General features: G+C 60.3%; 14 protein-coding genes and 1 pseudogene. 11 read left to right on the plus strand and 4 right to left on the minus strand.

Features of this window, described 5'->3' with window-relative positions:
• Positions 1–175 precede the first annotated feature (175 nt).
• A pseudogene (gene tnpA / locus Q0063_RS09135) lies at positions 176–436 on the minus strand (IS200/IS605 family transposase); the annotation flags it as partial.
• A gap of 264 nt (positions 437–700) precedes the next feature.
• Here tnpA and Q0063_RS14725 point away from each other — a divergent pair.
• Positions 701–949 (plus strand): transposase, encoded by a 249-nt coding sequence (locus Q0063_RS14725; RefSeq protein WP_367180353.1) that lies wholly within the window; start codon positions 701–703, stop codon positions 947–949.
• A gap of 224 nt (positions 950–1173) precedes the next feature.
• Here Q0063_RS14725 and Q0063_RS09140 read toward each other — a convergent pair whose 3' ends face one another.
• Genes Q0063_RS09140 through eda form a run of 3 tightly spaced genes read right to left on the minus strand, consistent with a single transcriptional unit; the run spans position 1174 to position 4266 of the window.
• Positions 1174–2253, minus strand: a complete 1080-nt coding sequence (locus tag Q0063_RS09140; RefSeq protein WP_297871671.1) for a sugar kinase — start codon at positions 2251–2253, stop codon at positions 1174–1176.
• 9 nt (positions 2254–2262) lie between these two features.
• Positions 2263–3291: a sugar kinase gene (locus tag Q0063_RS09145; RefSeq protein WP_297871672.1), complete on the minus strand. Its 1029-nt coding sequence runs from the start codon at positions 3289–3291 to the stop codon at positions 2263–2265.
• A 15-nt stretch (positions 3292–3306) separates the two neighbouring features.
• The gene (gene eda, locus Q0063_RS09150) at positions 3307–4266 is read right to left on the minus strand and encodes a bifunctional 4-hydroxy-2-oxoglutarate aldolase/2-dehydro-3-deoxy-phosphogluconate aldolase (RefSeq protein WP_297871698.1); all 960 of its coding nucleotides are present in this window, start codon (positions 4264–4266) and stop codon (positions 3307–3309) included.
• Positions 4267–4710: 444 nt separating this feature from the next.
• Here eda and Q0063_RS09155 point away from each other — a divergent pair, with 444 nt between their 5' ends.
• The 10 genes from Q0063_RS09155 (at position 4711) to Q0063_RS09200 (ending at position 15313) form a co-directional block, all read left to right on the plus strand.
• Positions 4711–5748, plus strand: coding sequence for a C4-dicarboxylate TRAP transporter substrate-binding protein (locus tag Q0063_RS09155; RefSeq protein WP_297871673.1), 1038 nt, complete (start codon positions 4711–4713; stop codon positions 5746–5748).
• Positions 5749–5904: 156 nt separating this feature from the next.
• A complete protein-coding gene (locus tag Q0063_RS09160) occupies positions 5905–6417 on the plus strand; it encodes a TRAP transporter small permease (RefSeq protein WP_297871674.1) in 513 nt (170 codons plus the stop codon).
• Positions 6417–7700 carry a TRAP transporter large permease gene (locus tag Q0063_RS09165; RefSeq protein WP_297871675.1) on the plus strand — a complete coding sequence of 428 codons (1284 nt, stop codon included), beginning with the start codon at positions 6417–6419 and terminating at the stop codon, positions 7698–7700. The genes Q0063_RS09160 and Q0063_RS09165 overlap by 1 nt, the downstream gene beginning before the upstream one ends.
• A 289-nt stretch (positions 7701–7989) precedes the next feature.
• Positions 7990–9069, plus strand: coding sequence for a mannonate dehydratase (gene uxuA, locus Q0063_RS09170; RefSeq protein ID WP_297871676.1), 1080 nt, complete (start codon positions 7990–7992; stop codon positions 9067–9069).
• Between the two features lie 11 nt (positions 9070–9080).
• The gene (locus Q0063_RS09175) at positions 9081–10697 is read left to right on the plus strand and encodes a mannitol dehydrogenase family protein (RefSeq protein WP_297871677.1); all 1617 of its coding nucleotides are present in this window, start codon (positions 9081–9083) and stop codon (positions 10695–10697) included.
• Between the two features lie 73 nt (positions 10698–10770).
• Positions 10771–11448, plus strand: a complete 678-nt coding sequence (locus Q0063_RS09180) for a GntR family transcriptional regulator (RefSeq protein ID WP_297871678.1) — start codon at positions 10771–10773, stop codon at positions 11446–11448.
• 433 nt (positions 11449–11881) lie between these two features.
• Positions 11882–12556: a response regulator transcription factor gene (locus tag Q0063_RS09185; RefSeq protein WP_297871679.1), complete on the plus strand. Its 675-nt coding sequence runs from the start codon at positions 11882–11884 to the stop codon at positions 12554–12556.
• 164 nt (positions 12557–12720) lie between these two features.
• Positions 12721–13632 carry an ATP-binding cassette domain-containing protein gene (locus tag Q0063_RS09190; RefSeq protein ID WP_297871680.1) on the plus strand — a complete coding sequence of 304 codons (912 nt, stop codon included), beginning with the start codon at positions 12721–12723 and terminating at the stop codon, positions 13630–13632.
• Complete coding sequence (locus tag Q0063_RS09195; RefSeq protein ID WP_297871681.1) at positions 13625–14431, plus strand: hypothetical protein; 807 nt, start codon at positions 13625–13627, stop codon at positions 14429–14431. The genes Q0063_RS09190 and Q0063_RS09195 overlap by 8 nt, the downstream gene beginning before the upstream one ends.
• A 21-nt stretch (positions 14432–14452) precedes the next feature.
• Positions 14453–15313 carry a sensor histidine kinase KdpD gene (locus Q0063_RS09200; RefSeq protein WP_297871699.1) on the plus strand — a complete coding sequence of 287 codons (861 nt, stop codon included), beginning with the start codon at positions 14453–14455 and terminating at the stop codon, positions 15311–15313.
• The last annotated feature ends 230 nt before the right edge of the window (positions 15314–15543 follow it).

Genomic DNA, 15543 nt, shown 5'->3' on the forward strand with positions numbered 1-15543 from the left:
ACGCCTTCAACGAGGAGACCGGCGTCCTCAAGAATCTGTAAGCCGGAGCAAAACCATAAGGAAATAGGAACCCCCGGCAAAGCCGGGGGTTCTTCATAGACGGGCAAAGCCCTATGTTACTGGCAGGCACGTCCCGTCGTGCAAGTACGGTCCGACACCCGCGACAGATTTGCTGCTTGCCGCCCGTAAACGGGCTTAGAAATTCCCCATTGTCAGTTGTTCTCCAGCCGTATCCTCATCTAGTTGATGCTTAATGTACTCTGCAATTTTTTCGCATTCTTTCCCGCAGTGTTCATGTAATACCCCCGACGCCAGATTCCCGATTCCGATACTTATACCGCAACTCTGGAAATTTCTCATAGATCATCAGACTGCTCTTTCCTTTCAAATACCTCATAAAGCTCGACATCGCCATTTTCGGTAGAATTTCCACTAGAGTCTGTTTTAAAACTTAGATATTGAGTGTAAAGCGCAAAGATGACAAAATAAAGCCCATGAAAAGACATGAAATAAGCGAAAAACAATGGAATAGAATAAGGGATAAGTTTCCGCCTGAAAAGAAACCGCAAGGAGGGCGGCCAGGAAAAAGCAACCGGGAAATGTTTAACGGGATCCTGTATTGACTGAGCACCGGAATACCATGGCGGGATTTACCGGAGCGGTTCGGACCATAGCAAAGCGTATACAGCCGGTTTCGGGCATGGACAAATTGGCAGATAAAGACTATGACAGTGATAAGTTTGTACGTTGGTTGGAGGAACGGGGCGGAATTGCAGTAATTCCAAGCCGTATCACCGCCAGGCATCCCGGAAAAACTGACTGGCACACATACAAAGAACGACATCTGGTGGAAAATCTCTTCCTCCGCTTCGCTACCAGATACGAGAAGAAAGCCCTTTATTTCCGTGCTGTTGTCTGTCTTGCCTGTATCCTTATCTGGTTACTTTGATGGTTTTAAAACAGACTTTTAGCGAGTGGTTTTTGTATACGAATAAACGCCGCCCCCGGCATTGCCGGGAGCGCCGTTTATGCGGCCCTTATGAAGCCGGGCAGCTCCCTGCCCGCATATTTCCGTCATGGAACACAAAAAACGTCCCGCGCCGGGGCGTCCCCCCGTCAAACCGGGTCGGGGGAGGCGCTTCGGCGCGGGATGTCTGTATGCCGGGAAAGCTGTCAGCGCTTGATATCATAGTTCATATCCATCAGATTCCGGATGGATTCCACATCATCTGTAATGTTTCCGTCTCCGCGGATGGTGTGTTTGATGACGCTGCTGGCCACGGCGAAATTCACCATGTCCATGGGCTCGTATTCGTGCATCTGCGCGTAAATCAGCCCGCTGGCGAAGGCGTCGCCCCCGCCCACCCGGTCCAGAATGTGGAAGGTGAAGAGCTTGCTTTCAAAGGTGCGCCCCTGATACCACATATAGGCCTTGAGGCTGTTCTCGCTGCCGCTGTGGGCATAGCGCACATGCCGGGCGATGCACCGGAGGTTCGGATAGCGCTCCGCAAAACGCCGGAACACCTCATTCTGCTGCTCATAGCCGGGCTGAAGGGGAAGGCCGTCCTTCCAGTCGCCCTTGCCGTGGTCCGCCTCGTCCCGCCAGAGATGGTATGGCTCAATGCCCAGCAGCACATCCACATAGGGCAGGCACCGGGTGCAGAAATCCCGGGCTTCCTCCCAGGTCCAGAGCTGACTGCGGAAATTGCCGTCGAAACTGACGGTCATATCCCTGTCTCGGGCGGCGCGCAGGCAGTCCAGAACAAAATCCGCGCAGCTGGGGGAGAGGGCGGGGGTGATGCCGCTGAGATGGAGCCAGTCGAAGCCCTCCAGCAGCGCCCCCGCGTCCAGCCTGCTGAAATCGTATTCGCTGAAAGCGCTGTGCCTGCGGTCATAAGTGACCTTGCTGGGCCAGATGCCGTAGCCGGTTTCCAGGTAGTAGGTTCCCAGGCGGTGGGTGGGCGTTTCCTCCGGAGTGGAGAGAATCACAGGGGTACAGTGGACGTCATTGCTTCGCAGCATCCGGACGGCACTTTTGCCCAAGGAGTTGTTAGGGACCACACTGAAAAAGGTGCTGTCCACACCCAGGTTCGCCAGGGCCAGAGCGATGTTGGCCTCACTGCCTCCATAGCTGGCCTCAAAGGTGTTGGCTACCCGAATCTTGCCGTAGTTGGGCGGCGTCAGGCGCAGCATGATTTCCCCGATGGTGATGAAGCGGGGAGCCTTCCGGCGCGGCGGATTGGCGTGTTCCATGGCGGAGCCTCAGCGCTGGATGCGCCCGGAGCCGTCGCCGCCGGCCAGCTTCTCCACCTCGGAAACGGTGACCATGTTGTAGTCCCCCTCAATGGAGTGCTTCAGGGCGGAGGCCGCCACGGCGAACTCCACCGCCGCCTGAGTGGACTTGCCCGTCAGCAGGGAATAGATGAGCCCGCCGCCGAAGCTGTCGCCGCCGCCCACCCGGTCGATGATGTGCAGCTCGTACTTCTTGGAAAAGCAGTATTCGCCGCTGGCTGTATCGTACAGCATGGCGCTCCACCCGTTGTCAAAAGCGGAGTGGGACTCCCGGAGGGTGATGGCCACCTTCTCGAAGCCGAATTTGTCCGCCAGCTGCCTGGCAACGCTCTTGTAGCCCTCCCGGTTGATTTCGCCGGCATAGATGTCCGTGGCTTCCGCTTCGATGCCGAATACATCCTTGGCGTCCTCCTCGTTGGAGATGCACACGTCTACATACTGGCACAGGTCGCTCATGGCGGCCCGGGCCTGCTCCCGGGTCCAGAGCTTGCCCCGGTAGTTCAGGTCGCAGGAGATCTTGACGCCGTGGGCCTTGGCGGCCTTGCAGGCCTCCCGGCAGATGTCTACCACGTTGGGGCCCAGGGCCGGGGTGATGCCGGTGAAGTGGAACCACTCGGCCCCGTCAAAAATCTGGTCCCAATTGAAGTCGGAGGTCCGGGCCTCCTGAATGGCGGAGTGGGCCCGGTCGTAAATGCAGACGCTGCCCCGCTGGGACGCGCCCTTCTCGTTGTAGTAGATACCCACCCGGTCGCCGCCACGGACAATCAGGCTGGTGTCCACACCGTAGCGCCGGAGGGAGTTCACAGCCGCCTGGCCGATGGCGTGGGCGGGGAGCCTGGTGACGAAGGCGGCGTCCAGACCGTAGTTGGACAGAGATACGGCCACGTTGGCCTCTCCGCCGCCGAAGCTGAACTCCAGGTGATCCGCCTGGACAAAACGCTCATAGTTGTAGGGCTGGAGCCGGACCATCAGCTCGCCGAAGGTAATGACTTTTCCCATGTCGCTCTCTCCTCCTTATTTCTGTACCAGATGAACGGCGAAGCCGCCGAAGGTCTCTTTCAGATAAATGGCGCTGGTTTTGCCCTCGGCGTTGGTTTTGCGGGTGGACTCGTCGAACTCCACACCCTGAAGTCCCAGATGGTAGACGGCCCGGTCCACGCTGTTCACGCCGATGGCGATGTGGCCGTGTTCACCCAAGAAGGGCTCCTTCATGCACTCCACAGCGGTTCCGGCGAAGACAGAGGAATTGCCGGGCTTGCACTCCATGCCGAAGACGGCGGCAAAGGCTCTGGCAGTTTTCTCAGCCTCGGCCTCGCTGGCGCAGTTGACGCCCACGTGCCGCAGCTCAAAGCCCAGCATGGTCTTGACGGCGTCCTTGCAGATGGCGGTGATTTCGTCCCAGCGCTCGCCTTCGATCAGATCCTTTTTTACCATCCAGGTGCCGCCGCAGGCGGTGATGCGGTCGAAGGACAGGTAATCCATCAGATTCTTGGTGTTCACGCCGCCGGTGGGCATGAAGCTCAGGGGCAGGACAGGGGCCAGGGCCTTCAGGAAGGCCACGCCGCCGGACTGTTCTGCGGGGAAGAACTTGATGACCTTCAGCCCGGCGTTGACCGCCCGCGTCATGTCGGAGGCATTGACGCAGCCGGGGAAGACCGGGACGTTTTTCTCAATGCAGTGGTTTACCAGGGCCTCGTTATAGCCGGGGGAGACAATGAATTTGGCTCCGGCGGCCAGGGCCCGGTCGCACTGCTCCAGATTCAGCACCGTTCCCGCGCCCACCAGAACCTCAGGGCAGTTCCGGGCAATCTGACGGATGGCCTCCTCTCCGGCGGCGGTCCGGAATGTGACCTCGGCGGCAGGGAGTCCCCCGGCGGTCAGGGCCCGGGCCAGGGGAACGGCCTTGGCGGCGTCCTCTATGGCGATGACCGGAATGATGCCGATATTGGACACGGTCTGCATGATATCCATAATTCGATTCGCTCCTTCTGACAATTTGTTGTTCTGTCACAGTCTCACGTTAAGAGCTCAGATCGGTTAACAAATTTATTATAATATATTGTATACTAGAATACAAGTATCGAAACAGAAAATGTTCCTGCTTCTTTTTGGCTATATTCTCTAAAATGAGGCGGATTCAGCGGCAAAGCCGCCTGGAGGAGGCGGCCGTCAGCGGCGTGGGGGCTGCGGCGGCCCCTGCCTGCCGGCGGACGCGGCTTCTATACCTATATAACAATCAAGACGCTTTCTACAACGAAGGATGCGCGCCGCTCCCAGCTATTGACAAAAATCACAAAAACCGCCTCAAATTTTCAACTAGTATACTAGTAGACAAATGCGGACTGCCGTGTTACACTGAAGGTACGTTAAGAGCAAGAGCCCGCAAACCCCACCAAACAATTTAGGAGGATTATTGAAATGAAGAAACTGCTTTCCGTATTTCTTGCCCTGAGCCTGACCCTGGCCCTGACCGCCTGCGGCGGCAGCGGCGGTTCCTCTTCCGGCGGCGCCTCCAGTGGAGGTTCCAATGCTTCCGGCGGCTCCGGCGACGAGGTCTATGAGCTGAAGGTCTCCACCACTCAGACCCAGACCTCCATGATTTACAAGGGTCTCCAGGCCGCCGCCGACAAGGTGGCCGCCGATACCGACGGACACGTGAAAATCACCATCTATGATTCCAGCTCCCTGGGCGCGGAGGAGGACATGATCGACCAGGCCCTTCAGGGCATGGGCATCGCCGTTCTCACCGACGCAGGACGGATGTCCAGCTATGTCAATGACATGGGCATCATGAACATGGCCTACTTCGTGGATAACTACGACGACGGCTGCAAGGTCATGGACACGGAGACCTTCAAGGGCTGGGACAACGATCTGGCCGCCGCCGGCCTGCGGGTTCTCTGCTACAACTACTACGACGGCGCCCGTTCCTTCATGGGCCCCAAGGAGTATAAGACCCCTGCCGACCTGAAGGGCGTTGTCTGCCGCACCCCCGGCGCCGACCCCTATGTGAAGTCCATCGAGGCCCTGGGCGCTACCGCGTACAACGTGGCCTGGTCCGAGGTTTACAACAGCATCCAGACCAAGGCCATTGACGCCTGCGAGGTTCAGTATACTTCCGCCGTTTCCAGCAAGATTTTCGAGGTCTGCGACTTTGTCAGCAAGACCGAGCACATCAACCTCTTCAACTTTGTCGTCTGCGGCGAAGCGTGGTTCAACAAGCTGCCCGCCGAGTATCAGCAGATTCTGAAGGACGACTTCTTCTCCTGCGCCTATGACAACGCCCAGGAGATCATCGCCGCCCAGGCCGACCTGGAGCAGCAGCTGGTTGAGGGCGGCATGACCATCGTGGAAGTGGACCTGGACGCCTTCAAGGATGCCGCCAAGACCGCTTATGAGCAGCTGGGCTGGACCGAGCTGCGCGAGCAGGTCTATCAGGAGGCCGGCATCGCCTGAGCCGGGCGCGGAACGGCGTACGTCCCAACATACATTCGCTGACCCTTGGGGGAGCATCGGCCCGAATCGGAACTGACAGCGGCCGATGCTCCCTTTTTGCAGCCATTTGCCTTTATGAAATTTCCCTGCTGAGGGAGGAGAAAGGATGTGTGTCATTTGCAGGCACTGAAAAAATTTTACGCGGGCTTTTGCAGGCTGGAAGAGCTGATTGCGCTGCTGCTCTTGGCCGGCATCACGATTCTGGTGTTTGTTTCCGCGTTGATGCGCTACATTAAAATGCCCCTGAACTGGGCCCAGGATGTGGCGCTGGTGGCCTTCGCCTGGATGATCTTCACCGGCAGCGACGTGGCCATCCGGGGCTCCGGCCTCATCGGCATTGATATCATCGCCAAGCATTTCCCCGCCGGAGTGCGGAAGTCTCTGGACATTGTCTTTAAGGTCATCATCATGGCGTTCCTCTGCGTGCTGATCGTCAACGGCTATACCATGACCCTGACCAGCTGGGCCCGGCAGATCACCACTCTGCACATCAGCTATGGCTGGGTGTATTTGTCCGTGCCGGTGGGCGCGCTGCTGATGCTGATTTCCACCGCCATCAAACTGGTTGAGCGGGTCCGCACGCCCGCCGGGCAGGAAATTGCCCATGAGGAAGGGAGGGACCTGGCCTGATGTTCGCCGCAATTGGTATTTTCTTTGTGTTCCTGCTGCTGGGAATGCCGGTGGCCTTTTCCATCGGTCTGTCCGGTTTCTCGTTTTTCGTCTTCCGGGACCTGCCCATGACCGTTCTGGTGCAGAAGTCCATTTCCACCTCCCAGAGCTTTACCATGCTGGCCATCCCCCTGTTCATCCTGGCCGGCAACCTGATGAACAGCTGCGGCATCACCAGCCGGCTGATGAAATTCGCCAACTCCTGCACGGGCCATATGTACGGCAATATCGGCCAGGTCTCCTGCCTGATGTCCACCCTGATGGGCGGCGTGTCCGGCTCCGCCGTGGCGGACGCCTCCATGGAGTGCCGGGTCCTGGGCCCGGAGATGAACCGCCTGGGCTATGCCCGGGGCTGGTCCGCGGCCATCAACGGCCTCTCCGGCCTGATTGTGGCCACCATTCCGCCCAGCATGGGCCTTATCATCTACGGCACGGTGGGCGAGGTGTCCATCGGACGGCTCTTCATGGCGGGCTGGGTTCCCGGCGTGCTGATGTGCGTCTTCCTGATGCTCGCCGTCACCTGGAGCGCGCGGCACTTCGGATATAAGCCGGAACGCTCCAGGCCCGCCCCCATCGGTGAGATTCTGCACAACTTCATTTCCTGCATCTGGGCCATCATGTTCCCGGTGCTGCTGATTCTGCTGATTCGCTTCGGCATTATGAGCCCCACCGAGTCCGGCGCGTTTGCCTGCGCTTACGCCTTGTTTGTGGGCGCTGTGATTCACCGGGAGCTGACCTGGGATAAGCTGATTCAGACCCTGCGGGACAGCGTGAAGGACGTCACGGTCATCACGATTATCCTGGCCTTTTCCGGCGTCTTCGGATACGGCGTGGTATACGACGATATCACCATCACGATTGCCAATGTCCTGCTGGGAATCACCAGCAACCCCACCCTGCTGCTTTTGATTGTGGTGGCCTTCCTGCTGGTCTGCGGCATGTTCATGGAAACCACGGTCATCGCCCTGATCCTCACCCCGATTCTCCTCCCCGTCATGCGGAGCGTGGGAGTCAACGAGGTGGTATTCGGCATGATTATGATGACCGTAGTCACCTTCGGCGTAATGACGCCCCCGGTGGGCACGGCGCTTTACGCCACTTCCGACATCATGGAATGTCCCATCGAGGACACGGTGAAATATGGCTGGCCCTTCTATGTGGCGGTGCTGGCCGTAGTCGCCTTCATGATCCTCTTCCCCCAGGCGGTCCTGTTCCTGCCCAACCTGGTTTACGGCGCGGCCTGACGGGGACGTCTTCAGAGCCTGTTTAAAATCCATCGAAACGCCGTCACAGGGCATCTTTTTCCGCCGATGCTGCGTTGGTTTGACTTGAAATCCGCCAGGATTCCTGCGTCAAACCGCCTTGCCCGACAATTGGATAGCCGTTGGCGGCTCTGCCGCCTTACGGATATCACATGCCCATTGGGTAAAAAATCTGCCCCACTCCGGCACTCCGCCGGATTTTAAACGGGCTTTCAGAACTGAACGGCGGCGGCTGTCAGGCCGCCGCCATAAGAAAGGTGTGTATTCTGCGATGCAAATGACATTCCGCTGGTATGGCGAGGGCAACGATCAAATCAAGCTTTCCGATATCAGGCAGATTCCCGGTGTGGAGGGCATCGTCTGGGCGCTTCACGACAAGCTGCCCGGCGAGGTCTGGCAGCCTGAGGAAATCGCCGCTGTGAAAAAACAGCTGGACGAATACGGCTTCAATATGGACGTGGTGGAGTCCGTCAACGTCCACGACGACATTAAAATCGGCCTGCCCACCCGGGACCAGTATATTGAGAACTACAAGCAGACCCTGCGGAACCTGGCCCCCTTCGGCGTGAAGGTGGTTACCTACAACTTCATGCCCATTTTCGACTGGACCCGCACGGACCTGTTCCACCCCGTGGGGGACGGCTCCACGGCCCTGTACTATGAAAAGGCCAGAATCCAGCAGGATTACAAGGAGATGGCCAGCTATATCCTGGAGAACCTCCACGGCCTGACCTTCCCCGGCTGGGAGCCGGAGCGCATGGCAAAGCTGGACGATCTCTTTGAGGCCTACCGGCCCGTCACCAAGGAAAAGCTCTGGGAGAACCTGAAGTACTTCCTGGAGGCCATTATGCCCACCTGCCGGGAGACCGGCATCAAGATGGCCATTCACATGGACGATCCCCCGTGGGACATCTTCGGCATTCCCCGCCTGCTGGTCGACAAAGAGGCCATTCATCACTTCCTGAATATGGTGGACGATCCCCATAACTGCCTGTGCCTGTGCTCCGGCTCTCTGGGGGCAAACCCCAACAACGATGTGCCGGACATCATCCGTTCCTGCTGCGGCCGGATTGCCTTTGCCCATATCCGCAACATCAAGCACTTCCCCAACGGGGACTTCTCCGAGGCCAGCCACCGGGACTGCGACGGCGAAACCGGCATTCTGGAGATTATGCGGGCCTATCACGACTGCGGCTTCGAGGGCTATATCCGCCCCGACCATGGCCGGCATCTGTGGGGAGAGGGCCCCGGCACCTGCCGCCCCGGCTACGGGCTGTATGACCGGGCCCTGGGCATCATGTATATGCTGGGCTGCTGGGACATGCTGGAACGGGAAGCCGGAAAGATTTGAGGTGAAGCGTTATGAAACTGAACTACGAAAGTATTCAGAACCGCGCCGCCTGGGAGCAGGCGGGCGTGACCCTGCCGGGGTTTGACTGGAAGGACATGGCCGCCGAGACGGAGGCCCGTCCCACCTGGGTTCATTTTGGTTCCGGCAGCCTCTTCCGGGCCTTTCACGCCATGCTCCAGCAGTCCCTGATTGAACAGGGGCTGGTGAAGGGCGGACTGTACACCGCCGAGACCTTCGATTATGAGATCGTGGACAACACCTATGGGCCCTATGATAACCTCAGCCTTCTGGTGACTCTGATGCCCGACGGGAACATGAAAAAGACCGTGGTGGGCTCCGTGGCCGGGGCCCTCCGGGCGGACCAGAGCTTCCCGGAGGATTGGGAGAAGCTGAAGGCCATCTTCCGCAATCCCTCCCTTCAGATGATTACCTTCACCATCACCGAGAAGGGCTATGCCCTGACCGGCATGGACGGCAGCTTTACCCCTCTGGCGGAGAAGGATTTCGCCGCCGGGCCGGAGGGCTGCGTCTCCGCCATGGGCAAGGTGACGGCTCTGCTGCTGGAGCGGTTCCAGGCCGGGAAATTCCCCATGGCCGTGGTCAGCACGGACAATTGCTCCCGCAACGGCGAGAAGCTCCGGAACAGCGTGGTAACCATGGCGGAAAAGTGGATGGAAAGGGGCTTTGTTTCCAGGGACTTCACCGCCTGGGTGGAGGACGAGGCCCAGATTTCCTTCCCCTGGACCATGATTGACAAAATCACGCCCCGGCCCGCCCCCGCCGTGGAGCAGGCCCTGACCGAAGCGGGCTTTGAGGACATGAAGGTGAAAGTCACCTCCAAAAACGGCTACACAGCCGCCTTTGTCAACGCTGAGGGCCCCCAGTATCTGGTGATTGAGGACCGCTTCCCCAACGGCCGGCCGCCCCTGGAAAAAGCCGGAGTCTTTATGACCGACCGGGATACCGTAAACAACGTGGAGCGGATGAAGGTCATGACCTGCCTGAATCCTCTGCACACGGCGCTGGCGGTCTACGGCTGCCTGCTGGGCTATGATTCCATCGCCGCCGAGCTGCGGGACCCGGAGCTCAAGGGGCTGATTGAGAAAATCGGCTATGTGGAGGGGATGCCCGTGGTAACGGACCCCGGCATCATCAAGCCCATGGATTTCATCCACGAGGTCATCGACCAGCGGTTCCCCAATCCCTTCATGCCGGATACGCCCCAGCGCATTGCCTCGGACACCAGCCAGAAGATTCCCATTCGATTTGGCGAGACCGTCCGGGCCTACGCCCAGAGGCCCGGCATGGACCCGAAGACCCTGACCTTCATCCCTCTGGCCATTGCCGGGTGGCTGCGCTACCTGCTGGCGGTGGACGACGAGGGGAAGCCCTTCGAGTGCAGCGGCGACCCCATGCTGGAGGAGCTTCAGGGCAGGCTGGCGGGCGTGACTCTGGGCCATCCGGAGAGCGTGGACGGCAGGCTGGAGGACATCCTCCGCAACCCCGTGATTTTTGGCTCCGACCTGGTGGAGCTGGGCCTGTCCGGGAGGATTGAAGGCATGGTAAAAGAGCTGCTGGCCGGCCCCGGCGCGGTGCGGGCCACACTGAAAAAATATTTGGGAAACTGATATACAAGTTCTTGACAGCAGGCCTCTAAACTTGTATGCTAGTTTAAGATGAGACAAGGCAGGAGGCGTGCTTATGAAAATATTGGAGCGGCTTCCCCGGGAAAACGGGCGGGATTACGCGCTGCGGGTCATCAAGGACAACATCATTCATCTCAATCTGGAGCCCGGCAGCCAGATCAGCGAAAACGAGCTTTCCGCGGAGCTGGGTCTTTCCCGGACACCGGTGCGGGAGGCGCTGATTGAGCTGTCCAAGGTGCGGATTATAGAGATTCAGCCTCAGAAGAGAAGCGTGGTGGCCCTGATTGATTACGACCTGGTGGAAGAATCCCGGTTCATGCGGAACGTGCTGGAGTGCGCCGTGGTGGACCTGGTCTGCGAGATGGCCGGGCCGGAGGACGTGGAGCGGCTCCGGGAAAACATCCGGCTCCAGAAGTTCTACTGGGACAATTTCAACCCGGATCAGCTCTGGACCCTGGATGACCATTTCCATCAGATGCTGTTTGAAATCGCCCATAAATCCCAGGTGTTCGCCCTGATGCAGAACATCTCCATTCACTTCGACCGGGTTCGCAACATGGCTCTCTTCTCCGTCAAGGACCCGAAAATCGTGCAGGACCATGAGAATATGACCGAGTCCATCGCCTGCCGGGACCCTGTTAAGACCCGGGAGCTGATGGAGGTACATCTGAGCCGCTACCGAATCGACGCAGTGGTCATCCGCAAGGCGTATCCCCAATATTTCAAGAACTGACGTCAAGGCCTCCGGCAGCAAGCCGGAGGCCTTGTCATGCTCCGGGGTTTTTCTGCCGCTTTTCCGCCGCTTTTCCGCCGCCGGGGTTCTCCCTGTCTCCGCCGCCTCAAACATGCCGTCCCCGTTTCGGGACGGCGGGCCCCCGTGTTTCTCCCAACCCGGCAGGCGGGAACAGCAGGCGAGAACGGCGGGGGCGTCTTATTCGGGAATTTGATGCTGTCCCGTCCCCCGAAGGCATGGAGCGCCCTGTAGGGAAAAAGACCCCTTTCCTGCATGGCATCCCCGCTGTAAAATGCGCAGACGGACACGCCCCAGACAGCATTTTTCTTGAAAAGCAGCCAAAAATTTTGTATGCTGTAGACAGGCGCGTTTGCAGCCGGCCCATGGGTCCTGAGGCCGGGTCATGCCTGAACGCGCGGAAGGAGGCCGTTCTATGCCCCGTATCCTGATTATTGAAGACGATACCGATATCAACAACGCCGCCGCCCAGTATCTGCGCCGGAAGGGCTGTGAGTGTGTCCAGGCGTTTTCCGGCACCGAGGGCCGGATGCTCTGGCAGGCGGGCGGCATCGACCTGCTGCTGATGGACCTGATGCTTCCCGGCCTGTCCGGCGGGGAGCTGATTGCGGAAATCCGCCAATCCAGTCAGGTGCCGGTGATGGTACTGTCGGCCAAAACAGAGCTGTCCGACAAGGTGGAGCTGCTGGGCCTGGGGGCGGACGACTATCTGACCAAGCCCTATCAGCTGGAAGAGCTGTGGGCCAGAATCCTGGTGCAGCTCCGCCACGCCAGCGCCGCCCCCCCGGGCGAATGCCTGCGCTACCGGGACTGGGTGCTGAACCTGGACGAGATGACCCTCACCGCCGCCGGACAGCCGGTTAATCTCACCGCCCATGAATTCAAGATAGTGGAGCTGCTGGCCGGCCGCCCCAAGCGGGTGTTTACCAAGCAGCAGATTTATGAGGCGGTCTGGCAGGAGGCCTATGCCGTGGAGGACAAAACCATCACTGTCCACGTCAGCAACATCCGGGCCAAGCTCCGCCCCAGCGGCACGGACGGCTATATTCAGACGGTGTGGGGCATCGGATTCAAGCTGGCGGAGGCGTGAGCCGGGACCGGGGGCGAACGCCCCGGGCTTTGCCCGGACCGGAGGGAGGGCGGCCAAGGAGGGCGTGACCATGCGTAAACTTTACATTTTCTTTACCCTTCCTTTGCGATGTTTGGGCACTTGTCTGTCAGACTGAGCCTGCAAACAAAAAAGGAGGTTTTCCTATGGCAGTCATACAGACAAGGGCGCTGTCCAAGCGCTATCAGGGCCGGTGGGCGGTGGACAGCCTGGACCTGCAGGTGGAGCAGGGAGATATCTACGGCTTCATCGGCCGGAACGGCGCGGGCAAGTCCACCACGCTGAAGCTCCTGTGCGGGCTGGCCCGGCCCACCCGGGGAGAGGCGCTGATCTTCGGCAGGCCCATCCGGGACCCGGTGGCCCGCAGCCGCATGGGGGCGCTGATTGAGCGGCCGGGGCTGTACCCCGACCTGAGCGGACATGAGAATCTGCGGCTGTACGCCGCGCTGCTGGGGCTGGACAGCCCGGCGCGGCAGACGGCGGAAGCCCTGGAGACGGTGGGCCTGGCCCCCGGGGAGAAAAAGCCGGTGCGCCACTACTCCATGGGCATGAAACAGCGGCTGGGCGTGGCCCTGGCCCTGCTGGGCGGGCCGGACCTGCTGCTGCTGGACGAACCCATCAACGGCCTGGACCCGGAGGGCATCCGGGAGATGCGGGAGCTGCTTCTGCGGCTGAACCGGGAACGGGGGCTGACCATTCTGGTGAGCTCTCACATTCTGGGGGAGCTGAGCAAAATCGCCACCCGGTACGGCATTATTCAGGAAGGGCGGCTGGTGGAGCAGATTACCGCCGGGGAGCTTGCCCGGAAATGCACCGACTATCTGCACCTGAAGGCGGACCAGCCCCGGAAGGCGGCGGCTCTGCTGGAACGGGAGCTCCGCCTGACCCGCTGGGAGATGCGGCCCGAGGGCGAGATACGCATTTATGAGCCCGCGGACGCCAGAACTGTGGGGCAGACCCTTGCCCTGGCGGGCGTCGCGGTGGAGGAGATGGGCCTGCACCGGCAGGACCTGGAGAGCTATTTTCTGGAGCGGATGGGAGGAAGCGATCATGTTTAATCTGCTGTGTATGGACCTTCGGCGGCTGTTCAAAAGCCGGAGCTTTTATGCCGTACTGGCCATTACGGCGGTGATGCTGATGCTGACAACCGTCATGGCCCGCTCTCTTTCGGACCCGGAGACCTTGAGCGCCATGGCGGAACAGGGGGCGGAGGTGGACGAGTCCGACCGTATGATGGGCGAATACCTCCGCAGCATGCCGCCGCTGGAGCTGATGCACGAAGCCCTGGGCAGCGGCTTTCTGCTGGTCATGACCGGGATTGGAATGACCCTGTTTGTATACGGCGACTTCTCCAGCGGATTTATCAAGAACATCTGCTGCATCCATCCCCGCCGCCGGGACTATGTCCTTTCAAAAATTGCCCTGGCGGGCGTCTACAGCGGAATCACCACCGCTTTCTCCGTCCTGCTGATGCTGCTGTTCCCCGTGCTGATCCGCATGTACCCGGCGCCGGGTTCCCCTCTGGAGGTGCTGCGGTATGCCCTCACGATGTGGCCGCCCCACTGGGCCTTTGCCCTCATGGCCCTGGCCCTGGTCCTGCTGACCCGGAGCTCCACCCTGGGCATCATCCTGTCCCTGGTGGCCGGAAGCGGGCTGACTGCCCTTCTGCTGGGGACGATGGGCAGGCTGCTGCACCTGCCGCCTTTTGAGCGCTGGTTTCTCGCCGTGATGGTGAAGGGCATTTACACGCCTGAGACCGGGATTACATCCATGGGAATCATTCTGGCCTGCGCTGCCGTCTGGGCGGTGATCTACGGAGCCGGAGGCCTGCTGTCCATGGAGAAGCGGGATATTTAAGGAGGGATGTTTGTGCTCCTGATGCTGGCTCTTGCCGCCCTGGCGGCCGCCGCCGTGCGCCTGTGGTCCTACCGCGCCCAGATGCTGGAGATGGCCCGGATTCTGGAGGAAACCCCAACCGAGAGCAATCTGCGCCTGACGGTCCGGATGTCCGGCGCGGCCCCCCGGCGGCTGTGCCGGGCGGTAAACAGCCGGCTGGAGGAGGGGCGGCGGCTTCGTTTGGAGACGTCGAAGCGGGAGCAGGAACTGAAATACACCATGGCCTGCATCTCCCACGACATCCGCACCCCTCTGGCCGGAGCCATGGGCTATCTGCAGCTGCTGGAGGGAGAACCGGAGCGTCAGGCGGAGTATCTGGGCGTCGTGCAAAAGCGGCTGGAGGAACTGGAGGAGCTTTTGGAGGAGCTGTTCCTGTATACCCGGCTGCAAAGCGGATCCCTGCCGCTGGAGTGCGGAGTCATCGCGGCCCTGCCGCCTCTGTGGGACGCGCTGGCGGAGTTCTACCCCCGGCTGGAGGCGGCGGGGGTGGAACCGGAGCTGCGTTTTGACCGGGAGGATCTGAAGATCTGGGCCAGCCCGGAGGCCCTGGGCCGGGTGTACCGGAATCTGCTTGCCAACGCCCTGCGCCACGGCGGCGGGGGGCTGGCCGTCTCCGGCAGGGAGGGGGAACTCTGCTTTTCCAACGACCTGCTTCCCGGCTCCGCCCCGGACCCGGAGCGCCTGTTTGACCGCTTCTATCAGGGGGGCCCTGCCCGGGCGGAGGGCGGGGCCGGTCTGGGCCTTTCCATCGTGGGGGAGCTGATGGAGCGGATGGGCGGACGGGCGTCCGCCGAGATTGCCGGCGGCAGGCTGGAAATCAGGTTATCCTTTCGGAGCACGTAAGGCGGGGAGGGACATGAGGCGGTCTCGTGTCCCTCTGTTTTTTCATCTCCCTGACAGACGCCGTCACCCGCGGGGAGGCAGTCTGCGCTCTGCGGAACAGGACGGCCTGCCGGCGGATATGCGGAGCCTTTGCCAAAGGGGCGGGGCCTTTGGGAAGAACCGGGGCATCTCGTGACATATGAACGGCATTCCATTACATGGAGCTTGCATTCCCGGGCCGCTTTTGTTAA

It is taken from the genome of uncultured Oscillibacter sp., from assembly GCF_947654275.1.
Classification (GTDB): Bacteria; Bacillota; Clostridia; order Oscillospirales; family Oscillospiraceae; genus Oscillibacter.